The organism is Marivirga sp., from assembly GCF_051117495.1.
Taxonomy (GTDB): Bacteria; Bacteroidota; Bacteroidia; order Cytophagales; family Cyclobacteriaceae; genus Marivirga.
Window position 1 is genome coordinate 1 of record NZ_JBNPEF010000012.1, and the last position, 26,693, is coordinate 26,693.

At 34.6% G+C, this 26,693-nt stretch carries 21 protein-coding genes; 13 read left to right on the top strand and 8 right to left on the bottom strand.

Features of this window, described 5'->3' with window-relative positions:
* Together ACFE0M_RS06665 and ACFE0M_RS06670 are read right to left on the bottom strand one after the other, a co-directional pair.
* Window positions 1-184: hypothetical protein (locus tag ACFE0M_RS06665; protein WP_434544970.1), on the bottom strand; the 184-nt coding region annotated here is incomplete at its 3' end.
* A 649-nt stretch (window positions 185-833) separates the two neighbouring features.
* A complete protein-coding gene (locus tag ACFE0M_RS06670) occupies window positions 834-1,934 on the bottom strand; it encodes a DUF1573 domain-containing protein (protein ID WP_434544971.1) in 1,101 nt (366 codons plus the stop codon).
* Between the two features lie 129 nt (window positions 1,935-2,063).
* Between ACFE0M_RS06670 and ACFE0M_RS06675 the strand changes: the two genes are divergently transcribed.
* The 5 genes from ACFE0M_RS06675 to ACFE0M_RS06695 all read left to right on the top strand — a co-directional run bounded on the left by ACFE0M_RS06675 (window position 2,064) and on the right by ACFE0M_RS06695 (window position 6,446).
* On the top strand, window positions 2,064-2,450 hold the full coding sequence (locus ACFE0M_RS06675) for a DoxX family protein (RefSeq protein WP_434544972.1): 387 nt from the start codon (window positions 2,064-2,066) through the stop codon (window positions 2,448-2,450).
* A 1-nt stretch (window position 2,451) separates the two neighbouring features.
* Entirely contained in the window at window positions 2,452-3,420 is a 969-nt protein-coding gene (gene trpS / locus ACFE0M_RS06680; protein WP_434544973.1) for a tryptophan--tRNA ligase, read from the top strand.
* 132 nt (window positions 3,421-3,552) lie between these two features.
* Window positions 3,553-3,783, top strand: a complete 231-nt coding sequence (locus ACFE0M_RS06685) for a hypothetical protein (protein WP_434544974.1) — start codon at window positions 3,553-3,555, stop codon at window positions 3,781-3,783.
* The gene (locus tag ACFE0M_RS06690) at window positions 3,780-4,157 is read left to right on the top strand and encodes a type II toxin-antitoxin system VapC family toxin (protein ID WP_434544975.1); all 378 of its coding nucleotides are present in this window, start codon (window positions 3,780-3,782) and stop codon (window positions 4,155-4,157) included. Before ACFE0M_RS06685 ends, ACFE0M_RS06690 begins: the two co-directional genes overlap by 4 nt.
* Before the next feature lie 42 nt (window positions 4,158-4,199).
* Complete coding sequence (locus ACFE0M_RS06695) at window positions 4,200-6,446, top strand: Tex family protein (protein ID WP_434544976.1); 2,247 nt, start codon at window positions 4,200-4,202, stop codon at window positions 6,444-6,446.
* A 43-nt stretch (window positions 6,447-6,489) separates the two neighbouring features.
* Here the strand turns inward: ACFE0M_RS06695 and ACFE0M_RS06700 are convergent, their stop codons facing one another.
* From ACFE0M_RS06700 to ACFE0M_RS06715, 4 genes are all read right to left on the bottom strand, one after another.
* A complete protein-coding gene (locus ACFE0M_RS06700; RefSeq protein ID WP_434544977.1) occupies window positions 6,490-8,526 on the bottom strand; it encodes a tetratricopeptide repeat protein in 2,037 nt (678 codons plus the stop codon).
* A gap of 81 nt (window positions 8,527-8,607) precedes the next feature.
* On the bottom strand, window positions 8,608-9,351 hold the full coding sequence (locus ACFE0M_RS06705) for an MBL fold metallo-hydrolase (RefSeq protein WP_434544978.1): 744 nt from the start codon (window positions 9,349-9,351) through the stop codon (window positions 8,608-8,610).
* A gap of 57 nt (window positions 9,352-9,408) precedes the next feature.
* Window positions 9,409-10,893, bottom strand: a complete 1,485-nt coding sequence (locus ACFE0M_RS06710) for a dihydrolipoyl dehydrogenase family protein (protein ID WP_434544979.1) — start codon at window positions 10,891-10,893, stop codon at window positions 9,409-9,411.
* A gap of 80 nt (window positions 10,894-10,973) precedes the next feature.
* Window positions 10,974-11,843, bottom strand: a complete 870-nt coding sequence (locus ACFE0M_RS06715; RefSeq protein WP_434544980.1) for a bestrophin family protein — start codon at window positions 11,841-11,843, stop codon at window positions 10,974-10,976.
* Window positions 11,844-11,964: 121 nt separating this feature from the next.
* Between ACFE0M_RS06715 and ACFE0M_RS06720 the strand changes: the two genes are divergently transcribed.
* Window positions 11,965-13,992, top strand: a complete 2,028-nt coding sequence (locus ACFE0M_RS06720; protein ID WP_434544981.1) for a penicillin acylase family protein — start codon at window positions 11,965-11,967, stop codon at window positions 13,990-13,992.
* Here the strand turns inward: ACFE0M_RS06720 and ACFE0M_RS06725 are convergent.
* Together ACFE0M_RS06725 and ACFE0M_RS06730 are read right to left on the bottom strand one after the other, a co-directional pair.
* Window positions 13,964-14,500, bottom strand: a complete 537-nt coding sequence (locus ACFE0M_RS06725) for a DUF1643 domain-containing protein (RefSeq protein ID WP_434544982.1) — start codon at window positions 14,498-14,500, stop codon at window positions 13,964-13,966. The genes ACFE0M_RS06720 and ACFE0M_RS06725 overlap by 29 nt on opposite strands.
* A gap of 293 nt (window positions 14,501-14,793) precedes the next feature.
* Entirely contained in the window at window positions 14,794-16,926 is a 2,133-nt protein-coding gene (locus ACFE0M_RS06730) for an amino acid carrier protein (RefSeq protein WP_434544983.1), read from the bottom strand.
* Between the two features lie 316 nt (window positions 16,927-17,242).
* Here ACFE0M_RS06730 and ACFE0M_RS06735 point away from each other — a divergent pair, with 316 nt between their 5' ends.
* The 7 genes from ACFE0M_RS06735 (at window position 17,243) to ACFE0M_RS06765 (ending at window position 26,394) form a co-directional block, all read left to right on the top strand.
* Window positions 17,243-17,617, top strand: a complete 375-nt coding sequence (locus tag ACFE0M_RS06735) for a BlaI/MecI/CopY family transcriptional regulator (RefSeq protein ID WP_434544984.1) — start codon at window positions 17,243-17,245, stop codon at window positions 17,615-17,617.
* On the top strand, window positions 17,614-19,572 hold the full coding sequence (locus ACFE0M_RS06740; RefSeq protein WP_434544985.1) for an N-acetylmuramoyl-L-alanine amidase: 1,959 nt from the start codon (window positions 17,614-17,616) through the stop codon (window positions 19,570-19,572). The genes ACFE0M_RS06735 and ACFE0M_RS06740 overlap by 4 nt, the downstream gene beginning before the upstream one ends.
* Before the next feature lie 149 nt (window positions 19,573-19,721).
* Entirely contained in the window at window positions 19,722-21,437 is a 1,716-nt protein-coding gene (locus ACFE0M_RS06745; RefSeq protein WP_434544986.1) for a sensor histidine kinase, read from the top strand.
* A 99-nt stretch (window positions 21,438-21,536) separates the two neighbouring features.
* Complete coding sequence (locus ACFE0M_RS06750; protein WP_434544987.1) at window positions 21,537-22,664, top strand: DUF4221 family protein; 1,128 nt, start codon at window positions 21,537-21,539, stop codon at window positions 22,662-22,664.
* A 121-nt stretch (window positions 22,665-22,785) separates the two neighbouring features.
* A complete protein-coding gene (locus tag ACFE0M_RS06755) occupies window positions 22,786-23,691 on the top strand; it encodes an AAA family ATPase (protein ID WP_434544988.1) in 906 nt (301 codons plus the stop codon).
* A 144-nt stretch (window positions 23,692-23,835) separates the two neighbouring features.
* Window positions 23,836-25,179: a hypothetical protein gene (locus ACFE0M_RS06760; protein ID WP_434544989.1), complete on the top strand. Its 1,344-nt coding sequence runs from the start codon at window positions 23,836-23,838 to the stop codon at window positions 25,177-25,179.
* Window positions 25,180-25,491: 312 nt separating this feature from the next.
* Window positions 25,492-26,394, top strand: a complete 903-nt coding sequence (locus ACFE0M_RS06765) for a DUF2279 domain-containing protein (protein WP_434544990.1) — start codon at window positions 25,492-25,494, stop codon at window positions 26,392-26,394.
* The last annotated feature ends 299 nt before the right edge of the window (window positions 26,395-26,693 follow it).

Genomic DNA, 26,693 nt, shown 5'->3' on the forward strand with positions numbered 1-26,693 from the left:
TGGCGATCTTAATTTTGAAATCTTTGAACAGATAGGAAGCCATATCCAAAAGACTAAAGTGCTTACCTCTGTGATGAGCAAAAACTAAACTAAATAAGAATTGAAAGCCGTCAAGTTTAGATTTTCTCAGTAAAAAACCACTTTTCTTGGCCAGAGAATTAATGTGTACGGAATCGAAAACCAAACTAATTTTTTCCGCTAAAATCCTCTCTTTTTTGCGTAAATCCTTCCGATTTTTACTCCTTTCTTAGTGGGAATTTTAGTATATTTATGCAGCAAAAGACGGTAAAAACACTATGTAAAGCCGTTTTTTTAAAGAGAACAAATAAAAATACAGATATGAACAATAGGAAGAAAGATCCCAAGGGAGATCTACATCCTTATTGTAAATTACTGAAAAACAATTGCTTACGTCACTAAACTGACGGCTATGGCTGGCTAGCGGATTGTCTTGATTTTTTCTTTCTTTTTGATCAAGCAAAAAGAAAAAATAGAAACTACAAAATATAATTTGGTGTTTAATTTTTATAAATAGGGTCTAAAACCTCAAAATATGTGAAAACCCCTTGATTTCAGTGTTTTTACATGAGCGTATTCTATAAAAAGACCTTCTAAATCTGTTTGAAAGCTGTTTTAAAGAATGTTTTATTTCTCAAGAGAATCCTAAATAGTTTTGATAAGAAAGGCTTGCAAATTGCAGGCCTTTTTTAGTTATAGGGGATAAAATCTTGAATTAATATTTTCTCGAAAATGATAAACCAAAGAAATTTAGTGGTTATCCTTTGACATCTACTCAAAAATATAATTCAATTATCAGGACATCAGCACATCATTTAATCCCTCACATAAGCCTTTATAATCAAATCTTGAGTAGGTGCGGTTGGGTCATTGGTAAATAAAGTTATCCTTTTAATTTGAGTTCCTCTTCTCCCTTTTGAATCGTAGGTAATATTGATTTCACCTGTTTCATTAGGGCCATAATTCATTTTAGTTAATTCTGAGACCGTGCAACCACAGGTGGTTTTAGTTTTGCGAATGTTTAAAGAGTCTTTTCCCGTATTGGTAAATTTAAAACTATGGGTCATTTTATCTCCTTCGTTGATATGTCCAAAGTCATATTCTTGTGTTTCAAAAACTATATGGGGAGCATTAGCCAGTTCTTCCTCAGTCATGGGCGGGAAATATTCGTTAATAGTAGCTATCACATTTATGGATTTATTGCTATTCTCTAGCTCATCTGTAAAAAGCGTTAAGGGGTCATTCATAAAACCCAAATCTGCTCTAATTTTGGGTAAATAACTGATTTCAATTTCAGTTGACTCTTTTGGCGGAATTACTGCTGGTAATTTGGTTACCTTGATGAAATCAGCCGAAATAAATCTATCTAATATGGTAACAGTGTCTTCAGTTTGGTTATATATTTCAACTAATTTACTTACTGGTTTTTCTGTGGTAATATTACCAAAGTTTATGAATTTGCTTTTTAATCTTATTCCTCCTATTTCAGTCCCAAATTCATCCTCTATGGTTTTGGGTTTCGGCTCCACATATCCCGAAATTCTCAATATTCTTGTTTCTGGCTCTCCAGAAGTTCTAATCGTAACGGTTTTAGCAAATTTACCAGGTCTGTTCAGTGGGTTATAGGCAACTTCAATTTTACCGGTATCCCCAGGCATTAATGCATTTTTCTCCCAAAATGGGGTTGTACAACCACAGGAAGCTCTAACAGAAGTCAACTTAATGGAATCTTCACCTGTATTTACAAATTTAAAAGTATGTTTTGCAATTCCTCCCGCTTCTTCTATACTTCCAAAGTCGTATTTGTCTTCTAAGAATGTGATTTTAGCGGTATTATTTTGTGCAAATACCGTAATGTGGATAAATAATAGGAAAACAATCGTAAATGAACTTTTAAGCAAATGGATATTCTTCATAAATTCGTTTTTTGTTTAAAACGAAGATACACAATTCTTCATTTTTTTGAACCTACAATTTACTTTGATTTCTTATTTAGTAAGAAATATGGCTTTTGTTTAGTTTTTAATTATTTATAGCACATGAATATGCCTTTTAAGAATTTAAGTTTATTAATATTACGATTAGCTGGTGGACTAATGATGCTTACCCATGGCTATCCCAAATTCAAGAAATTACTTTCAGGAGATTTTAGTTTTGCAGATCCAATTGGTTTAGGAGAGGAGTTTAGCTTAGTAGCGACTGTTTTTGCAGAATTTATTTGTTCAATTTTAGTAGCTTTAGGTCTTTACACTCGATTGGCAAGTGTACCCATTTTATTTACCATGTTAATAGCAGCATTGGTAGTTCATAGCGGTGATCCATTTGGACGACAGGAATTAGGATTATTATATGCAGCAGTTTTTTCTGTCACGGCACTGAATGGAGGAGGAAATTACAGTTTAGATAAAATCATTAGAAAGAAAAATTTATAAAATGTCACGAATTTTAACGGGTATTCAGAGTTCTGGGAAACCGCATTTGGGTAACTTACTAGGTGCTATTATTCCAGCTATTAAATTGTCTCAAGATCCTAAGAATGAAAGCTTCTTTTTTATAGCGGATTTACATTCGTTAACCACCATTAAAGATGCAGCAGTTCGTAAAGAGAATGTAAATGCGGTGGCGGCCGCATGGTTGGCATTTGGTTTTGATACTGACAAAAATTTATTCTACAGACAATCGAAAGTACCACAAGTGACGGAATTGAATTGGTATATGAGTTGCTATACTCCTTTCCCAATGTTAGCCAATGCACATTCCTTTAAAGATAAATCAGATCGTTTGGCTGATGTGAATGCCGGGCTTTTTACTTATCCTGTTTTGATGGCTTGTGATATAATACTTTATGATGCGAATGTAGTGCCTGTCGGAAAAGACCAAAAGCAGCATTTGGAAATGACTCGTGATATAGCCAGTGGTTTTAATCATCGTTATGGAGATGTTTTTGTCTTGCCTGAAGCTAGAATTGATGAACAAATTATGACGATTCCAGGTACGGATGGTCAGAAAATGAGCAAGTCTTATGGTAATACCATCGATATTTTCCAGACCGATAAAAAGCTGAGAAAAAATGTGATGCAAATCATCACGGATAGCACGCCAATGGAAGAACCAAAAAATCCGGATAACTGTAATGTATTCAATATTTATAAATTATTGGCTTCAGATGACCGAGTAGTTGAAATGCGAAAAAATTATGAAGGCGGTAATTATGGTTATGGGCATGCTAAGCAAGCACTTTTTGAATTGATAGTTGAAAAGTATGCAAAAGAAAGAGAGCTTTATAACCACTACATGGAAAACTTAGACGAGCTTCATAAGAAATTAGAAAAAGGTGAAGAGAAAGCTGCAGAAATTGCAAGTAAGACTTTGGGCAGAGTACGGAAAGTATTGGGGTTTTGAATTTTATAGTCAAATATTGACCAGTTGAATCGAGAATTCTAACAATTAATTCTTAGGAAAAATGAAATTTTGGTTTACATTTTGATGTTTTAATTTCAGATTTTCATTAGATTAAACTTTAAAACATGAATTATGAAAGTTGAATTGAATTTAAAATATGATGATTTAATAAAAGTAATTAATCAATTACCGCAAGAGCAAATGGAGAAATTACTTCAATCTATCAAGGCTGAAATAAAGCTCAAAAATGATAAAAAGGAGAAACTTAGAAAGTTTATCTTAAAAGCGCCAACTTGGTCAGAAAAGGAATTTTCAGCTTATGAAGAAGCAAGAAATCACATTAATAAAACAAGGTTAAATTGATACTTTTAGACACTTCGGTTTTGATTGATCTTTTTAGAAAGAAAGAAAAAGAGAATTCTTTTTTCTATTCCCTCCTTGATTATGAGGAGGACTTTGCAATATCTGCAGTAACTCATTATGAAATTGGAATAGGAAACAAAAAATCAAAATCCAATTATTGGAATCATGTATATGAAAATTTAGCCTTTTTAGATTTCAATCAATCTGCTTCTGATATGGCAATTGACATTTACTTAAATTTGAAAATGAAAAATAAATTAATTGACATTGCTGATATATTAATTGCTTCCGTAGCAATGTCAAATGAAATCTCCCTAGCAACTCTTAATATTAAACATTTTGAAAGAATTGATGGATTGAATCTAATCAATTAACTACATTCATTAATCTCCAATCTAGAATCTTTAATCAAACAAATGGATCACATAATTAAAATTGCAGGGGAATTAAATGTACGTCCCCAACAAGTAAAAGCTGTAGTAGAATTATTGGATGGCGGTGCAACGGTGCCTTTTATTTCCCGCTATAGAAAGGAAATGACAGGTACTTTGGATGAGGTAGCTGTTGCGGATGTTCGAGATCGAGTACAACAATTACGCGATTTGGACAAAAGGAGAGAAGCTATCCTGAAATCCATAAAGGAGCAGGAAAAGCTAACACCAGAGCTAGAAAATGAAATCAATGCTGCAGAAACAATGGCTAAACTGGAAGATATTTACCTTCCTTATAAGCCAAAAAGAAGAACTAAAGCTACCATTGCAAGAGAGAAAGGTTTAGAGCCTTTAGCGAAACTTATTTTCGAACAAGGAAATATTGATTTAGAGCTTGAAGCAGGTAAATATATAGATGAAGAAAAAGAGGTGGCTGATATTGAATCTGCACTGCATGGAGCAAGAGATATCATAGCAGAGTGGGCGAATGAAAATGCTGAGCTTAGAGAAGATATCCGTGAATTGTTTCTGGAAAAAGGAAAATTCCGTTCGAAAGTTTTAAGTGGAAAAGAGACAGAAGGGCAGAAGTATAAGGATTATTTCGAATGGGAGGAAAATGTGAAAACTGCTCCATCTCACAGAATTTTGGCGATGAGAAGAGGAGAGAAGGAAATGATTCTGATGCTGGACATCAGTCCGGAAGAAGAAGATGCTATTTTCATTATGGAAAAGCATTTTGTGAAAGCAGATAATGAAGCAGCTCAGCAGGTTAAGATTGCTTTAGCTGATGCTTATAAAAGATTATTGAAACCAAGTATGGAAACCGAAATCCGTATTTTCACCAAAAAGAAAGCGGATGAAGAAGCTATAAAAGTTTTCTCTGATAACTTAAGACAATTGCTTTTAGCTGCTCCTATGGGTCAGAAAAATGTAATGGCGGTGGATCCAGGTTTCAGAACGGGGTGTAAGCTAGTTTGTCTGGACAGACAAGGTAAATTATTATTTAATGAAGCTATTTATCCACATGAGCCGCAAAGACAAACCGCTAAGGCAGCAGCTTTGATATTGCAATTAGTAGAGAAATATAATGTAGAAGCAATTGCCATAGGAAACGGTACTGCAGGTAGAGAAACAGAAAAATTCATTAATTCCATTGGTTTACCCAGTTCAGTTACGGCTGTAATGGTAAACGAAAGTGGGGCTTCCGTTTATTCTGCATCAGAAGTAGCCAGAGAAGAATTTAAAGATTATGACCTAACCGTTCGTGGAGCGGTATCAATCGGCAGGAGATTGATGGATCCATTGGCTGAATTAGTGAAAATTGATGCCAAATCAATAGGAGTAGGGCAATATCAGCATGATGTAGATCAAAATTTATTGAAGGCAGGTTTAGATGATACGGTAGTGAGTTGTGTGAATAATGTGGGAGTTGAATTAAATACCGCCAGCAAGCAATTATTAACCTATGTTTCTGGATTAGGCCCTTCCATTGCTGAAAACATAGTGAATTATAGAAATGAAAATGGTGCTTTTAAGAGCAAAGAAGAATTGAAGAAGGTACCACGTTTAGGAGATAAAGCTTTTGAACAAGCTGCTGGGTTCTTGCGCATTAGTGATGCTAAAAACCCACTGGATAGCAGTGCTGTCCATCCAGAGCGTTATGATTTGGTCAATAAAATGGCAAAGGATGTCCAGGCTACTATATCCGATTTGATGAGCAGTAAAGATTTGCGAGAAAAATTGGATATGAAAAAGTATGTGACCGAATCTGTTGGTCTTCCAACATTGCAAGACATCATGCAAGAATTAGCTAAGCCGGGCCGTGACCCTCGTGAGCAATTTGAAGCTTTCTCATTTACGGAAGGCATTAATGAAATTAGTGATTTGAAAGTAGGTATGAAACTTCCTGGCATTATTACTAATATCACCAATTTCGGGGCATTTGTAGATGTTGGTGTACATCAGGATGGATTGGTTCATGTCAGTCATATTGCAGATAAATTTGTAAGCAATCCAGCTGAGGTAGTAAATGTAGCACAGAAAGTGGAAGTAACGGTTTTAGAAGTAGATGAAGCTAGAAAACGGATTTCTTTTTCCATGAAAAAAGATCCTTTTAAACAGCAATCTAAAGAAGAAAAGCCAAAAGGAAAATTCAAAAGAAAATCTGAGGAAAAAGCTCCAGAAGGTGATTTGCAAGCTAAACTAGCTGCCTTGAAAGGAAAGTTTGGATAATTTATCCTGATATTGCCTACCTTCCAAAAGAAGGTAGGTAATATTAAATCCTAATCCCTGTAAAAGTAATATCATCAGTCTGTTCTTGATCACCTTTCCAATCAATTATGGCTTTTTCCAGTTTTGATTTTTGTTGTTCAAAAGGAAGGATTTTTATTTCATCCAATAATAAGTTTAGCCTTTTACGCATATATTTTTTATCCTCTTTTCCTCCGAATTGATCTACATAACCATCAGTATAAATATATAATTGAGTATCTTCTTTAAGTTCCAATTTTATGTTTTTTGGGGTCTTAAATGTTGCATCCTTAAACCCACCTATTGAAAACCTTTCTCCTTTATAAGTGCTCCATTCATCTTTCTGAAATACAATCATGTCTATTCCTGCTCCGGAAAATGTAAGTTCTTGTGTTTTTGCATCTATACAAATTAATGCAATATCCAATCCGTCACTAGATGAGTTGCCCTTGTATTGCAAACTGTTTAATACGGCCTCATCTAAAAGATGTAAAATTCTGGCACAATCATTTACATCTTGTTGGATTATAATACTATTCAACAAATCATTGGCCATTACTGTCATAAATGCTCCTGGAATACCATGTCCGGTACAATCTGCCAAGACAAAAAAAGTTTTATCCTCTTTTTGGGTAAACCAGTAAAAATCGCCACTCACAATAGATTTCGGCATATACAGCATAAAAAATTCATGAAAAACAGATTGGATTTTATTTAAATCAGGAAGTATGGCCTGCTGAATGTGCTGGGCATACCAAATGCTTTTCATAATTTCAGAACTGGCTTCTTCCAAGGCCTGTTTCTGTTCTAAAATGCTATCTCTTTGAGCTTCAATCTCATCTCTGTTTTCTTTGATTTCAGATTTTTGAAGATTGATTTCTTCATTTTTTTGCTGTAAGAGTTTATGCGATTTGTTTTTAATTTGAAAACGGTTGTAACTAATAAAAGCCACTATAGCAAGCATCAATCCCAATGCAATCAAGAAATAGTTGGTGTTTTTTCTTCTGACTAATTGTAGATTCGTAATTTCTGCTTTATTGGTAAGCAGTTGGATTTCTTTTTCCTTTGATTGGATTTCAAAATTCTTTTCCAGTTGTGATACTTTACTGTTAAAATCTTGATTAAAAATAGAATCGTTCAAAGTCTTGAATCGCCTAAATGCTTTCAATGATTTTTCAAACTGCCCAATGTGTTCATATATTTCCGATAATCCTTTATAGGACTCTTTTAAAACGTCCAAAGCTTCTACTTCATTGGCGGAATTTACTGCCCTTTCAAAGTATTTACGTGCATTTTTATAGTCTTTTACTTCCAAATAACTTTCTGCTAAACTTTTGATAATATAGGTTTTATCATAATGTTTTTCACCTTTAGGGACAGCCAATAAAGCCTTTTCAATATAATACACTGCCGAATCCTTATCGCCATAGTCTTTATGATATATTCCAATATTGTGCATTGAATTATAGATTCCCACCACATCACTTAGCTTTTTGTCCATGCTGTAGCATTTTCTAAAGTACTTTATTGCTTTTTGTGGTTGATCCATTTTGAGATAAAGTAAACCTAAATTGCTCATGGTAGTGGATATACCTAAGGAATCTTGAAATGTCTCTTTTAATTTTAGAGATTCTTCATAATAGAAAGCTGATTTATCTAATCTTCCGATTTCATCATAGATAATTCCCACATTATTCATGGCCCTTGATAGGGACGGCAGATTATCCAAATCCTTTTCCAATTCCAATACTTTCAAAAAATATTCTAAGGTTTTTTCGTATGCGCCTAAACCATAATATGCAATACCGAGATTGTTTAATAATTGGATTTCAGAATAATCATCTTCTATTTTTTTAGCTAAATCTAATCCAAGTTGTCCATAAAAAATAGCTTGGGAGGGTTCTGATGTACTAAGATTGTAAAGCAGTTCTTTATATATATTGATGCGAATACTGTCTTCAATGTCTTGTTTCAAAACGTTTTGAAGACTGTCTATTTTTTCATTTGCAAATGAAATATAGGGTAAAATAAAAAATAAGAAAAGTAATATTCTAACTAGCATATAATAAAAGTAAAAGCTAAAGAGCTTCAATTTATTATAAATATATTGTCTATACAATTTTATGCTTTTATTACTTATATTTTAGTTGCTAGGATACCAATTTCTCAATCTCACTTCAATATCTTTATTTTCCGAATTAACAATGGATTTAAATTCCTCAACATCTGCCAATCCTCCTTGTCCCCTGAAGTGAAATGGGTAAACTATTGCCGGTTTGAATTCCAGTATTGCATCTGATGCTTGGTCAATTGACATGGTGTATGGTAAATTCATGCAAACAAATGCAATGTCAATGTTTTTTAATGCTCTCATTTCAGGAATATCTTCCGTATCTCCGGAAATATATATTACCTTATCCGCTATATTCAATAAATAGCCATTTCCTCTTCCTTTGGGATGCCTAGACTCCTCATCCACTGGAAGATTGTACATAGGTACGGCTGTAATATCAATACCTTGAAAAGAAGTGCTTTTATCATTGTTTAATATTTCAATTTCGGCATTATCAATTCCATTCATTTGTTGTGCAACAGCTTCAGGTACAATGAAATAGGAATTTTTAGTATTGAGTTCATTTAATGTGTTTTTATTTAAATGGTCACCATGAATATCCGTAATCAAAATCAAATCGGCATCATTCAAACCCTTAAATCCTTTTGCGCCACCATAAGGATCTACATAGATTGTAAGGTTTTGGTACTCAATTGCCAAAGTTCCGTGCAGTATGGGATGGATTTTAATATCCCCATCATTCGTTTTAATAAGGTCTTGAGCATTTAAGTTGAGGCTGACCAAGCATAAGATAAGTAAAATAATGTTTTTCATAGTATTTTTTCTTTTAAAAACTCTTGTTGGAATCCTTTGTTAAACCGCTCATCAAAATTAAATCATCACTCTTTCTTTTTTATGGCAATCGTAGCAATAGCAGTTTACCTTATCCTTCAATAAGCCCGATTTTAAAATAGATTTCCCTAAAAGCGCTCTTACAGATTCCTGGATGCCTTCCGTGATCGAAGGATGTGGATGTACGCATTCAGCCAGTTCCTCTATTCCTTTATTCATACTAATCAATAGTGCAACGGCTTGAATTGCAGCAGAAGCTTGTTCTCCTACTACTCGCATTCCTAATATTCGCATATCTTCATCATCGGTTACCAGTAACTTGATAAAACCCTGGGTGTTCCTTTTAGCTACAGCCCTCGCAATAGTTGAATAATCTGTGGTAACCACTTTATAATTCAAGCCTTTTTCCTGTGCGGTTTTCTCATTGTAGCCGACACCTGCCACTTCCGGATTTAAAAACATGATAGTACTGATGTTTTCATACACTAGTTTTTTCTTGGGGCTACCAAATATTTTTTCCACCGCATACCTTCCTTCCAATTCTCCCACGTTAACCAAATTAATGTCAGCAGTGATATCACCTACTGCAAAAATATTTTTGATTGAGGTTCTGGTATCATCGTCTGCCACGCCTCTTTGCCCCATTTTGACTGGTACTGCCTCCTTCCATAAATTCTCATAATTGGGCACACGTCCGACAGAAACAAGAGCTTTGTCCACTTCAAAAGTTTCTTGATGACCGTCTGAAAAATCCAATTTGTAAATTACTTTTCCGTTTTTTCTTTCAATGTGAGATAGGGAAGAATTTCTATGAATGTGTACACCTTGTGCCTCTAGATTTTTCTCAATCACTTCTACTACATCAGGGTCTTCAAATGGAAGAATTGAATCTCCTTTGTCAATCAAATAGACTTTAGTTTGGCCAAAACCGGAGAATATAGTTGCATATTCACAACCAATCACACCTGCACCTACTATCACCATGCTTTTGGGAAAATCATCCATCAATTCTACGCCATCACTGGTTAGAATATGTTTTTCATCTATTGGAATATTGGGCAAATACCTAGGCCTGCTCCCGGTGGCAATGATGATGTAGTCAGTTTCAATTGCTATTCGTTTTTTCTTTGTTTCAACTTCCACTATATGATCGCTTATAATGGATGCTTCCCCTTCCATAAAATCGATATATTGGCTGTATTTAGAATTTGTTTGTAGTTCTTTGAGGTGATTTGATAATAGGTAAACCCTTTCTTTTACTGCTTTTTGAACCTCGCTTTGAATTTCTTTCCAAACTGCTTTGGGAGGCTCCAGATGGTATCGGTCTAAGTTTTTACGAAATGCCAACATATCACGTGACAATTCCCATAGGGTTTTAGAAGATAAGGCTCCATTGGTAATCCCGGCTCCTCCCAATACTTTTTTTTCTATTAATAAGGTCTTTTTTTTCAAATCTACTGCCCGCATGGCGGCTGCATATCCTGAAGGGCCAGCTCCAATAATCACTAAATCATAATGCTCCATAAATAGCTTTCATTTATAAAGCAATATAAAGATTTATAAGGAATTAGTATTATTGAATGACGGAATCTAATTTGATTTGCCTAATCAAACAATTCTTTAACATTCTTTTCTATCTTTTCCGTCAATTCTCCTGTTGGCAAATCATTAGTGTCTCCGCCAAAAGGTTCTTCAATTTCTTCCGCTATCAATTCCACACTAACTAAAATAAAAAACACGAAAATTACGATTGGTATCGTTATATAATGAAACTCACTGATAAATGCTAAAGGAAGCGTAACCGTATAAGTGAAAATGAATTTTTTAATAAACATGCTATAGGAATAGGGGATGGGTGTATTTTTAATTCTTTCACAGCCTCCTAAAATATCAGAAAACTCCTTCATTTCTTTATCTAAAATTAGAAATTGGTTGGGTGTTAGTTTTCCATCCGCTAATAATTGATTTAATCTTTTATATAAAACAGAAGTGATGGCATTCGGGATATGTTCCTTAGTTTCAAGTTGCTTGTTTATTTCCTTGTCGGAGATTCCTAAATGCTTAATTTTAACGCCTTTTCTTAAATGATCTTTTAAGGCAAAAGCAAAAGCTGGTATCATTTGCTGGAAAAATTCTCTGTCTTTTTTATTTTCTCTTGAAATCATAGCATTCAGCTTGGAGGCTAAATTTCTTGAATTATTTAGCAACAATCCCCATAATTTTCTACCCTCATACCATCTGTCATAGGCCGAGTTGACTCTAAATACTAAAAACAAACCTAATACTATTCCAAGTAAAGAATGCACCACTGTGGTGCTATGGAAATCGAGTTCAAAATAATCCTCAATCAAAAAGGTTAAAATTGCAGTATAAATGATCATGATCAAAAGAAAAGGCATCAGTGTTTTAACTATTTGCTGACTGTAGGAATGAAAAATTAGACCGAACCAGTTTTTAGGATTGTATTTGATCATGATATATATAAATTGAATGAAAATATGATTTCATATATACAATAATATAGGATTTTATGTTGAGATTAAATTTTCTGTAATAAATTTAGCGTTTTAACCTTCAGATTATCATAAAATTAAAATGAAATACATACTACTTCTTTTTAGCTTTTTTAATTGTTTCCAGATTTTCGCCCAAATCTCAGCCGAAAAAATTGATATTGTTCGGGACAAGTGGGGCGTGGCTCATATTTATGCTGAAACTGATGCAGAAGTAGCCTACGGTTTAGCATGGGCTCATGCTGAGGATGATTTCAAAACGATCCAATCTACTTTGATAGCTGGGAAACTAATGGCTGGAAGACAATTCGGAAAAGATGGAGCAGGTATTGATTTTTTTACTCAATTTATTGGTGCTCCTGAAGTAGTTAAAGAAAAGAAGAATGAGCTTTCATCGGCATTTTTAGCACTGTTAGATGGCTATATTCAAGGAATTAATGCTTATGCCGAATATCACAAAGATGAAATTATAAATAGAAAACTATTTCCAGTTACGGATGATGATATGCTTACGGCTTTTGTTTTGTCACTTTCAGCCATGAGCGGAGCCGATAAAATAGTTGGAGACATAGTAGCCAATAAATCATTTAATAATCCTTATGTGGGAATAGGTTCAAACGGAATTGCCATTAGTAAATCCAAAACAACCACGGGAGAAAGTTTCTTAGCTGTCAATTCCCATCAGCCTTTCGAAGGGCCTGCCAGCTGGTATGAAGTGCATTTGAATAGCGAAGAAGGATGGAATATGCTGGGTTCTTTATTTCCTGGGAGTCCTACTATTTTTCACGGAGTGAATGAACATTTAGGCTGGGCGCATACTGTCAATCATCCAGATAAAATGGATGTTTTTCAATTGCGTATGCATCCAAAGAAAAAGGAACATTACTATTTCGATGGAGAAGTTTTAGCCTTGGAAAAGTATAAAGCGAAACTAAAAGTCAAGATTTTAGGAATTCCGATTCCTATTTCAAAAACCTATTATCAAAGCGTTTATGGTCCGACCTTAAAAAATGATCATGGTTTTTTTGCTTTAACTTTTGCAGCAAATCAAGATTTGAAAGCCATCCAGCAATGGTATGAAATGACAAAAACGAAAGATCTTGAGGAATTTAAAAGCGTAGTTTCACAACTTTATTTACCAGATTTTAATATAGTTTATGCTGATAAAGACCATTATATTTTTTATGTAAGCAATGCCAAATTACCTGTCCGGAATCCAGCATATAACTGGAGAAAGGTTTTAGCAGGTGATACCTCCGCTACCCAATGGAATAAGTATCATTCTTTCAAAGAGTTACCACAATATACAGATCCCACATCAGGCTATTTATTCAATATGAATAATAGCCCTTTTAATGCTACGGATTATGCTGAAAATCTTGATTCTTTGGATTTTCCATCAGAAATGGGTTTTTCTATAAAGGATAACAACAGAAGCATTCGTTTTCAAAACCTCATGAGCAAAGAAGAGAAATTAAGTTATGAAGATTTTAAAAAGATAAAATTCGATATCCAATATCCTGATGAATTTCAGTTTGAGGAAGATATCAATATTATTTTTGAGTTAGAACCCAAAGATTACCCAGTGATAGAAGATTATTTGAATATACTTCAGAACTGGGACAGAAGAGCTGAAAAAGAAAGTATTGGTGCAGGTTTAATGAAAGTGCTGATCAGTAATGCAAAAGATAAAGAAATTGATAGAGCCACAGCTGTTGAGATTGTTAAAAAATCCCAAGCTCAACTGATAGACGAATTTGGTACCATTGAAGTACCACTTAGTAAGTTGCAAGTCCATAAGCGAGGGGAGCAAGAAATGGCTATAGATGGACTGCCAGATGTGATTGCCCCAATGTACACTCAAAGTATGGGGAAGGGGTTGAAAGAGAAAACCTATGTCGGAGAATCCTATATTTTATTAGCTCGATTTGGGGAAGGTTTACCTAAATTAGAATCTATTATGCCGTATGGGACTTCTTCCAAGCCTGAAAGTCCACACTACACCGATCAAATGGAATTGTTCGTGAATAAGGAATTAAAACCGATGACTTTAGACAAAAAAGAGATTTATAAAAATGCTGCTAAGATTTATCATCCTCAGGTTGAATGACGGTCTCCATATAATGCTCCATATCGAATTCAGATAAGATAGTTGTCTTTTTTAAATACAAAGGATGCCTTGGGTGTCCCGCTTTCAAGGGATCTCCAGCAGACAGCCATTGACAATCATAAAATTGGCTCATGTTAAAAATATCTGATAAACAGTGCTTTAAAAAAGGTCTTGAATCTATTAAGTTACCCCACGCTGCCCATATAACTACTTCATCCTCTTCAAGAAAAGACTCAATTACCTCCAAATTCTCTTCATGATATTTCTTCTCTATTTTGTGATGCAGTAGGATTGGATCAGCACTTCTCTGAGGATAGAGGTTAAGCATATTCCAACTATCAAATTGGTTATGAAAGGCAATTCTTTCAACTGAGGAGATGGTTCCGTCATACCGTTCAGGTTTGGCCTGACTAGGATTTACTCCAATACATATTAGTGTCTTTTTTCCTCTTTTACCTAAAGAATAGCGGTAATTACCACTACTGTCAGTATCATAAATCCAGTCCATAGGGGAATATAAGTAATAATTTTAAAATTTATGTAAATAATACTTTAGGGAATTTCCTTTATCTATCTAATGTTTGAACATCCAATTAGATCAGAGTTATATAGGTAGGAATCCAAAATGGCAGAAACCTTTAATAAATGAATGTAAACATTAAAATTAAAAAGGCAACTGCCTGAATGTGAAATCCAAACAGTTGCCTATTTCAAGACAAAATAAACAAGAAGTATTGAGTAGGATTATTAAATAGGGCTTGCTTAAAAACGGTATAACTTTTTAAACAACCCCTAAATAAATTAATCTTTGTCTTTTATGGCATCAATATCAGCTGAAAGGTTATCATCAGGTTGCCCTAATTTACCTGCCTTCATTTTCTTGATATAGTGAGCTAAATCTTTTCTCACTTCACCAGACATAATATAGAGCCCAATCATATTTGGGACAGCCATAGCTAATATCATCATATCTGAAAAATCAAGTACAGCTCCCAAACTAACTGAAGCGCCCACTACAACAAATACCAAAAAAGTAATTTTATAGGCTAATTCTGATTTATTGGTCTTGCCAAAAAGATAAGTCCAGCCTCGCATACCGTAATATGACCAAGAAATCATGGTGGAAAATGCAAAAAGGAAAACGGCAATTGCCAATACATAAGGGAACCAACCGATTACAGAACCAAAAGCCTGAGCAGTTAATTTTACACCCGTTACATCCGGTACTTCATGCATTCCTGTAAAAATCAACACTAATGCCGTAAGCGTACAAACCACAACTGTATCGATAAATGGCTCCATCAAACCTACAAAGCCTTCTGAAGGGGCATTATGGGTTTTGGTAGCACTGTGTGCAATAGCTGCAGATCCCACACCCGCCTCATTGGAAAAGGCCGCTCTTTGGAACCCAATGATTAGTACTCCTAAAAATCCACCTTTAAGGGCACTTGAGTTTAATGCACCATTATAAATCGCTGAAAATGCAGGGCCTATATTTTCAAAATTGATTCCTATAATAACCAAGGCGGCCACGACATAAACAATGGCCATAATAGGCACTACCTTTTCGGTTACCTTGGCAATACTTTCGATTCCTCCGATGATTACCACACCGACTAAAACAGCCAAACCGATTCCAAACCAGAATCCCCAACCTTCTAAAACGGTAAATTGAGAAGCCATAATCTGGAATGACTGATTAGATTGGAACATATTTCCTGCTCCAAAAGAGGCACCAATGCAAAGTACGGCAAATATTCCGGCCAATACTTTTCCTAAACCTTTGATATTCCTTTTTTCAAGGCCATATCGTAAATAATTCATTGGACCACCAAATATTTTACCGTCTGCTTTAATTTCCCTGTATTTTACACCTAGCGTACACTCTACAAATTTGGATGACATACCCAGCAATCCGGCTAAGATCATCCAGAACGTAGCTCCTGCGCCACCAATTGATACCGCTACAGCTACACCAGCTATGTTTCCTAAGCCTACTGTTGCGGAAACAGCTGTTGCCAAAGCCTGGAAGTGGGTCACTTTACCCGGTGCATTAGGATCACTGTGCTTTCCCCTGGCTAAATCAATGGAATGTTTAAATCCTCTGATATTAATGAAGCCCATTCTTACAGTAAAGAAAGCAGCACCTGCAATCAACCAAACTACAATGAAAGGGATACTATTTTTCCTAACGTCTCCATTTGCATAAAGCAATGGTTGTTCCTCATCAAATTTGATGCTTGCAAAATATTGAGCTCCTTGTTCGATTAAATCTTTGGTATTATCAGGGCTAAAAATTACTGCACCTTCTTCTACATTAAAATTGATTTCCCCATCTGCGGTAGCCTTCACAGTATCAGCATCTTGCTTATCTATTGAAACAATAGCCAGCGGGTCTCCTTCCTTCACTTGCTCACCATCGGCTACAAGTTTTTCTTTCAAGATGAAAATTTTGTCCGTTCTTGCATTCCAATCGGGTGTCTTGATCATTTCCTGATCTGTCATTACTACAGGATCGTACAATCTCATAGCGGCAAATGGATCCCAAAATAATACTTTACCCATAAATTCCACTACCGGATCAAAAACAGCATTGAAATTTTCCGTAATGGATTCAGCCTCAATGGTAATTTTTTTATCAATAATTTGATTATTGGCATCTGAGATTCTTACCGTATATTCCTTACCTTCAATAAGTCCCGTAGCTTTTGAAGCTGTTAAAGCTGTGTTTTGATTGGACCATCGATATTGATAGGGTTCTTTTCCACCGCTTACTTTTAATTTTATTTCTCCATTATTGATAGTTGTGGAGGGATTTATAATTTCCACCTCTACTTTTAGGGAATCACTTGTTTGTGAATTTTTGGCCTTTAAAAATTGTGTTGTGGTTGTTAATATTAAAAAGATGAGTACTAATCTTAAAATTTTGTTCATAGATAACTTAAAAGTTAATTAAAAACTGATTTTAAATTCTAATATGCTATTTAATAATTATTATATAAAAGTGTTTAATAGCGATTTGATTGGGTAATTGTTACAAAAGCAACAGTCTCATTTTGAAATTGTTCAAAGCTAGGGATTATATTTTGGCTTACCAACTGATTTAGAATCAGTCTATATTTCCGTTAAAAACAATTAAAGAAACGTTTTTTAAGATGTTTTAACTATAAACTCATTTAATTACTATAAAAATAGTAAAATAATTTAATAAATAGTTGTATTACTATTTGAATAGTAATATACTTGTGATATGAAAGAATTGACAAAAGCAGAAGAACAATTGATGAGACATCTTTGGAAGCTCAATAAAGCTTATTTAAAAGATATAGTTGATGAATATGATGAACCCAAACCAGCTTATACAACCATTAGTACTGTAGTGAATGTTTTGGTGAGAAAAGGCATTATTGGGTTTGACTTACATGGAAAAGCCAAACATTATTATCCGCTCATTAGCAAAGAGGAATATTCCAATTATTCTATTAGGGGATTTGTCAATAATTTTTTCAATAATTCCTACAAGCAATTCGCTTCATTTTTCACTTCCAGAAAAGAATTATCAGTTAATGAATTAAAGGAAATTAGAAAAATGATTGATGATGAAATTAAAAAGAAAGGCAAATGAATGTTCTGTTGATCTATTTTCTGAAGGTAATCGCTATTCAAGCAATTTTATACTTGATATACAACTTGGTATTTCATAAAAGCGGAAGACATGCGATTAATAGGTTTTATGTAATCTTAGCGTTATTAATCAGTTTGACAATTCCTTTTGTAACACTGCCTAATTTCCAAACTAGTGAGACTGTAGTGGAAAATGATATGGCTATTTGGGATGAATTAGGGGATATAACTGAATATTCGAATACAAACATTGAGTTAATCCCAATAGAAAGATCAAATCAATCAGATTTTACTATGGAAGTGATTGTTTTGGGAATTTCATTGATCAGCATTCTATTTTTAATCAGGTTGATTTATAGCCATTTTCAAATCATCAAATTAAAAAAGCAATCAGAAGAGATTATAAAAAACGGCTATAGGATTTATTGCGGTGAATTTGAAAGTCCTTTCAGCTATTTTAATGCAGTATTTGTTCCTAATGGTCTTTTCAGTGAACCTTCATTTGACACAATCTTACAACATGAATTGGTCCATCTAAGGAAGAAGCATTCAGTGGATAGATTATTGATGGAAGTCATACTTTCCATATTCTGGTTCAATCCATTGCTCTATTTATTCAGGAACAGATTAATCGAAATCCATGAATTTCAAGCTGATGAGGAGGTGATTGCGTTACATAAAAATCCTATTGCTTATCAAGAAATACTTTTTCAACAAATCAAAACCCAAAAAGCAATTGCTTCAGCTAATTATTTCAAATTAAACACCATCAAAACAAGAATTAAAATGATGAACAAAAACCAAAAACTATCGACTTGGTACTATCTTTTGATATTGCCCGTATTTGCCCTAATTACATTTTCTTTTGCCACCAAAGATCGTGATGAATTTATAGCGCCTTTAAAAAAAGATATCTCAGATGTTTTTGAGTATGTGAAAATGCCATCTGATAAATATACGCCTTCAATTATGCCTGTTAAAGATTCCGAACTTGTTCGTTTGACTTCAGGATTTGGTAAAAGAATACATCCCATTTTAAAAGTAGAAAGAATGCATGAAGGTGTGGACTTTTCAATTCCTGTCGGTAAAGATGTGATAGCAACAGCCAATGGAACTATAAAAAAAGTGAATAAGTCCGAAACAGGCTTTGGAAATTACTTATCTATTGATCATAATGGTGGTCATCAAACATTTTATGCTCAATTATCAGAAATAAATGTTAAGGTTGGTCAGCAAGTCAAACGTGGAGAAGTAATAGCCTTAACAGGTAATTCAGGAAGTTCTACGGGGCCTCATTTACATTATGAAGTAAGAGACGCACAAAATAATTTTTTAGACCCATTAGATTTCATAAATGACTTTGATTTCAAAAAGCATGCTGGATCTGGAAATAATGAGAAAATGAAGTTAGGAAAGTCCAATCAAAAACTGAAGGTCGTAATAGATCCGGGGCATGGAGGAAAAGATGATGGTATTCAATCATCCATATTTTCAGAAAAGGAAATAGCTTTAAAAGTGGCTCATCGGCTAGCTGAAAAATTTAGTAATTCTGAAGAGGTTGAAATTATACTTACTCGAAATAAGGATGGTTATATTACATTAGAAGATAGGGTGAATTTAACAGAAAATGCCGATTTGTTTATTTCTTTACATATAGAATCCCATAAAGATGTAAATGAAAATATGATGCTGGCGATTTATAATGACCAAAATGAAAATGCTGAAGCATCTCAATATTTTGCTGATTTATTATCTTCTGAATTTTATGAGATTAACCAAAAATTCAAAATAGGTTATAACAATGGTTATTATGTCCTTAAGAATTCAAAAAGCCCTGCCATATTGTTTAATATGGGTTATATCTCAAATCCCGAATCTGCAAATTATTTGAATTCTGAAGAAGGAATAAGGCAAATTACTCAAGAATTAACGGATGCCATAAGGGCCTCAAAATAATATTATTTATCCTCCACTAAAGGCGGTATAAGGGTGATTGATAAACTTATACCGCCTTTTTTATGCTATCAATCGATAAAAAATACTCATTCATAGAAATAGTTTCAGAAAAAAGTATCATATTTAACTAATAATAAGCGACTTAAGTAATGGAGCTAAAAGCTATAGTTAAATATAAACAAGATTTAATAATACTATTCGTAGCCTTGGGTTATTTCTTTTTTGCCCGTTTAGGCTACTTTTTGGTATTTGAGGATATCTATATTTTACCTACCTGGCCACCATCAGGTTTGGCTTTGGCTTTTTTGATATTATTGGGACGAAAAGCATGGCCCGGTATCACCATTGGGGCACTTTTAGCCAATATTTTGGCCTATTGGAACACTGGTGATTTATCATCTGATTCCGTAATCTTGCTTTCCTCCGTAATTGCTGCGGGACATACTTTAGAGGCATTACTAGGAAATTTTTTAATTGAGAAATGGATACAGAAAGATCAGCTTTTCAATAAGTCTATACATGTCTTCAGATTTTTAGGAGTAGGCTTTATAATTGCTTTGGTTAGTGCTGTTATAGGTACTGGAGCGCTCTTTTATCAAGGTTTGGTTTCTACGGATGAATTCCTGACCCGTTTTGTTACATGGTGGGTGGGCAATTTAGTGGGAATTCTTCTTTTTACACCCTTTATACTGTCTTTTAAAGAGCCCATTAACAAAAACTTTAAAAGGGGACATGTATTGGAAGTGATATTTTTTAGTATTGCCGTTTTAATTGTATTTATACTTCTCAATCAAGAAACCCTCAGATATCCCGTACAGCAGTCAATCCCATTTTTAGTATTGCCCCTTTTGCTTTGGTTGGCATTTCGTTTTCACTTGGCAGTGGCCATGACGGGGACTATCATTATTGGTTTAATTTCCGTTTATATGACCACTCAGGATATTGGGCCTTTTGTGATGGAAACTTCCAATAATGCCATGTTGATTTTACAGATATTTTTGGGGGTAATTAGCGTATCCACCATCATTTTGTCAGCCACTCAAAGGGAAAGAACCGAAGCTCAAGATGAATTGAAAAGTCTCAATTCAAATCTGGAGGAAATAGTGCAAACCCGAACTAAAGAGCTTGAAAAAGAAAATGCTACTCGCAAAAAGGCAGAAGAAGAACTGAAAACCTCTAATTTGGAATTAAGAAAAATAAATACCGAATTGGATAATTTCGTCTATAGGGTTTCGCATGATTTAAGGGCGCCCATTGCCAGTATGTTGGGCTTATTGAATCTGGCAAAATCAGATGCCGATTCTGAATTGAAAACCACCTATTTGAATAAGATAGAGCAAAGTGCTAAACTTCAGGATACTTTTATTACCGAAATTTTAGATCAGTCTAGAAATGCCCGCTTGGAAGTTCGTAAAGAACCCATTGATTTTGAGCAAATTATAAATGAATCTTTCGAACAATTAAAATATTCCAATACTAATAATGGCGTGGAAAAGAGTTTGAATATAGATTTAAAAGATACTTTTTATTCAGACCCATGGAGATTGAAAGTGATTATGAATAATGTGATATCAAATTCCATTCGCTACCGAAACGGAAAATCACCAAAAATCGATATCAACATCTCTTCCGAAAACCATAAAACGGTCATTAATGTAAAGGATAATGGCAGAGGAATTGAAAAGGAACATATTGATAAGGTTTTTGATATGTTTTACCGTGCCACCGATGATAATGCCGGCTCAGGCTTAGGTTTGTATATTGTAAAAGAAACGGTAAGTAAATTAAAAGGAGAGGTTAAGATTGAATCCAAACCTAAGGAAGGAACTACAGTAAGTTTTATATTGCCTAATATGAAAAATTAAGTCTAATAACCCCTTATTATTTAAAAATTCCTAAGTCGAATAATTAGAATAAAATTTTAGTTTCTTTATACCGTTACTTAGCAAGTTAAACCTCTTTCTATGAAAAATTTATTGGTATTATTTGTTTTCAGCATCATATTTTGGTCTTGCAACTCTGTAAATAACAACGAAAACTCATCAGCATATTTTGATTTTGAATTAGAAATTGATACAGTTCAAGTTGACCCGAGGAAGGAGATTTTGATGGCTGGTGCTTATATTGATAATCCTACTGTCTCAGTTGATAAAACCAAATTCTATAATTGGGACAGAAAAAATTATGCTTTAGAAGTGATTGATATCGAAAACTATAAATTGAAAGACAAAATTTATTTTGAGAAAGATGGGCCTAAAGGATTACAATCGGATTATTTGTTTTCAACCAAATCTTTACCAAATAATCAATTTGGTTTTGAAGATAATTCCTCATTTAAAATTCATGATGTGCAAGGGAATTTATTCAAAAAAGTAGGTTTTGAAGAAGAATGGATAAGGAATGGCTTACAAGAATCGGAAAGCTTTGAGCTTGTAAATGTAAATGATGAAGGTAACGCACTTGCCGGCATACATTTTGGTTTTGATCAATATAAAGCCATCATGTTCATTTTGGATATAGAGGAACAAAAAAAGAAAAGTATTCCATTGCCTAAATTTCAAAGGCTGGAAAACTATAAAATTGTTTTGCATAGAAATGAAACTTATTTGACTAGTGTGAACCCAAAAATCTTCATTGATTTTCTGGGGGATAGCATGCTGATTTCAAATAACCATTTTAATGATACATATATTTACAAATCAGATCAACTAACGCATAAATCATTCGAACATAGATTAATTCCAGAAGGAAAGGAGAAGATTTACAAAAAGAAGTCTGAATCGCGGGAGGAAGTGGTTCAAACGGTATTTGACATGAATGAAGAGGTATCCTTTACTCGATTTTTATTTGATGAAAAGGAGAATAAATTTTATCGTTTTTCCAATCAAGCAATAAATGCTGAAGGTATCGATGAGCCAACTTGGAAAGTCTCGGTGATGGTTTATGATCAAGAGCTCGATCTAATCGGTGAAAAGGAAATCATGACATTCGATAATTATGCCGAACCTTTGTTTGTTAAGGATAGCAAAGTCCATTTCCATTTAAACATGGAAGATGAGCTAGGCTTCATAAGAATAGGATTGAAAAACTAACAACCTCAACACTTATAAACTGCATCACCTCAACACATTCTTATTTGCAAGTCCAAACATTTAATTTCAATTTTGCCGATTCAATTTGGAACTATAATCAAATCAATCAGTTTTAAACACTATGGCAGAAACATCTCATTGGACAGGATCCGAAAAATATTTATGCGACCCCGCACTAGCACAAGCATTTCATATGGCAAGAACTTTAGGCATGCCACTTTTGATAGAAGGCGAGCCTGGAACAGGAAAAACAGAATTGCCTATTCATTATGCAAAGGATAGAGATTTGGATTTAGAGGTTTATCCAGTGGGTTCAAAAAGTAATGTAGAGCAGTTTGTGGCTCGTTTTGATCACGTTAAGTATTTACGCGACTCACAGATTGAAATTCTTAATGCTCAAAGAGAGGAAAAAGGACTAGATAGCAAATTGACTACTGGAGACCGTAATCCTGATTCTTTAAATGATTATGTGGTAAAGGGCCCTGCAGCAAAAGCTTATAGCAAACCTAATTCTGTTTTATTAATTGATGAAATTGATAAAGCACCTCGTGAATTCCCTAATGACTTATTGTATGCTTTAAGCCATAGAAAATTCATTATGCCGGAATCAGGAGAAGTAATTGAAGTTTCAGAGGAAGATATGCCGGCAATCGTGATTACGTCCAATCGTGAGCAAGAATTACCAACCGCATTCAAAGGAAGATGTATTTATCATTATATCGATTTTCCTGATCAGGAAACTATGGGTAAAATCATTGAAAAGCATCATCCCGGTTTGGATGAGAAAGTAGTTAGAGTAGGATTGGATGTATTTTATCATTTAAGAAGATTAGGATTAGAAAGAGCACCTACAACTCGTGAAATTCTGAATTGGCTGAAATATATGAGTGATATTGCTCCAGCAGAAGCTGTTAAGAAGATTGCTGGATTGGAAGGAATTGGAGCCTTAATCAAAACTCAAGCTGATATGGAAAGAGTGGGAAGAATGATAGGTGCTGATGAAAACTTTGGTGCGAATTTGAATTAAGATATTCGAGTTACAAACATGATAATTAAAGAATCCTCGTTAAAAACGATTAATAGATAGGAATTAAAGCATTTGCTCGTCCTAGTTTGTGCCGAAAGCATCGCAATGCGGTAACGAGGATGCATAAATTAAAGCATTTGTAAAGTGAAAAAAATAGAAATTATGCTCAACTCCTTACCCGAACATTTCCGATCACATGGCCTGAAAGCAGATGTACGCACATTGCTTTTACTTAGAAAAGCTATGCAAAAAGGCTTGGTAAAGACCCTGGGTGATATTTATAATGTATTGAAGGGGATAATGGTGAAAGACCCAGCCGATATGGGGCCTTTTACCAAAGCCTATTATGCATATTTTCTATATATTCCTATCAAACCAGGTCAGACCTTAGAAGATGCCATTCTGCGTTCCGAGACTTTTCAAAAATGGAAAACTGATTATGTGGAGGAGGCAGATCGTGATTTTACAGATGAGGAGCTAGTCAATACTTTTCTGGATGAAGTTCATTTAACCAGTTATGACATCAAAGAAGTAGTTTCCGGTAAAGAAATTTGGGACAAAGACAATCCAGATCAGGAAGATACCGATCCCATTTCCGATGATGATGAGATTGCAGAACGAAAACTGGATAAAATGGCGGATTATTCCGAATTATCGTTGGAAGAATTGCTCGAGCGCATGGAAAAAGTCCGTGAACAGCAGAAAACCCGACATGGTGGAGGGAGCCATTGGATTGGAACTGGCGGAATTTCACCTTATGGACATGGAGGTGCTGCCAAAAATGGAATCAGAGTAGGCGGACAAGGAGGAGGGAAGATGGCCCGAAAAGTGATGAGCGATAAGAATTATTTTCCTATTGATAGAGACTCCACTTTAAACGACAACAATATTGATGCGGCATTGGCTTCCATCAAAGGTGTGATTGAAGAAAGTGCCACCGAAAAACTGGACGTTCCTCAAACTATCAAATCAGGCTTAAAGCGTGGAGGATTATTCATTCCGGAAATGTCGAGCGAGAAAAATGAGGAATTAAAAATTATCGTTTTGATAGATAATGGCGGGTATTCCATGGCGCCTTATGTTCGTACGGTCCAAAATCTCTTCCGAAAAATGCGCACTCGTTTTGCCCACGATTTGGAAGTATATTATTTCCATAATACCATTTATGATAGGGTTTATATAGATGAAAGAAGAACAAAGGTCATTTCTATTGAGAAGCTATTAAGTCACAATAAAGATTATAGAGTCTTTATCATGGGAGATGCCGCCATGGCACCTTATGAAATCAATTCCTTGAGTATAGAAAGTTTAAAAGCCATTCCGCAAAAATTCAAGAAATGTGTTTGGTTAAATCCAGAACCGCTTAAATACTGGCCACACACTTATACCATTCAATTAATTAAGCAATTAATTCCTATGTTTCCTCTTACGCCAGCGGGAATTGAAAGAGCGGTGAGGAGTATGAATAGTAGAGGAACGGAGGGGTGATTCTTGAAAAACTACTCTATTGCCTTCTAACTACAAATTCTAATCAGTGCGTCATCCTTTGAAGAAAGGAATCCTTTCTTATTGAAACTAAGCTTTAATATCCTATATCAAAGCTTAGATTCTATAATTTTATTAAATTCATTCGCAGTTTTGATTTGATATTTTAATCAGAAATGAAAATCAAAAGATTCACCCTTAAGTAAGATACAGAATCTTCAATAGTTTTGGATTGATAAATATATAATTCTCATACCTCAATTTCAATCCTTTTCCCAATAAACGGTGTCTATTGAAGGAGGTAAAATCCAGAGCATGAAAAAACACTTATTTCTATTCTTAATCATATTATTAAATTCACAAAGGCCATCATTTGCCCAAAATGATTCTACCCAACTAAATAATAAGCGATTGGGAATATCAGTAGGCTTAACTGCTGCTTCCTATACTGCCGGAGTGCTATATTTATCAGAAGTGTGGTATAAAGACCATGAGCGGGTGCCCATGCATTTTTATGATGACAATGCCGGCTGGAAGCAGATGGATAAAGTGGCACATGCTTATATTGCCTATCATCAGAGTAGGGCAGGCTATGAAATGCTCAAATGGAGTGGACTTAATGACAATACGGCCATATTTTTAGGTGGAAGCTTAGGATTTATATTCCAATTGCCCATAGAAATTTTTGATGGTTTGTACGAGGGTTATGGCTTTTCCTGGGGCGATGTTTATGCCAACTCTGCAGGCTCACTTTTATTTATGCTTCAACAGAAATTTTGGGACGAGCAAGTAGTGAAATTCAAATTTTCCTACTTCCCGACTTCTTATTCAAAAGTAAACCCCGGAGTTTTGGGCGAAAATGCATTGGAGAGTTTATTTACCGATTATAATGCCCAAACCTATTGGCTGAGTGTTGGACTTCATAAAATTATGCCCAATCAAAATATACCCAAATGGCTCAATTTGGCAATAGGCTATAGCGCAGGAGGGATGCTCTCGGAATTTAAAAATCCTGAATGGATTAGGGGAGAAAGAGCACCTGAAATCAACCGCTACCGACAGTTTTTCCTTTCGCCAGATATTGATTATACGCAATTCAAAAGCAAGAGTAAATTCTTGAACGGAATATTGGAAGCTCTAAATCTCACCAAAATGCCAGCCCCCGCAGTGGAGTACAGCACTGACTACGGCTGGGTATTTCATTTTATTCATTTTTAAGCATATTTCTCTACAATTTTACTGTTTTAGTCATTTTATGGCACTTCGATTGCTTTTTTATTAACTATTATTTCAGTAGATTTCTGAAAATATTATGTGAATTAATTTAATAAAGGTGCATTTATCCATTGATATTGGCGGATAAGTGTACCTGAAGGTGCACTTAGCGAGCTGTTGAACTAAACCGTTTCTTACTGGAAACGGTAAAATGAGGTATGATTAAATTGTAATGGTAAACAAACAAGTTACCATTATGAAAACTCAAACAAAAAGCAATGCCTTAGAGCATCTGAAAAGAG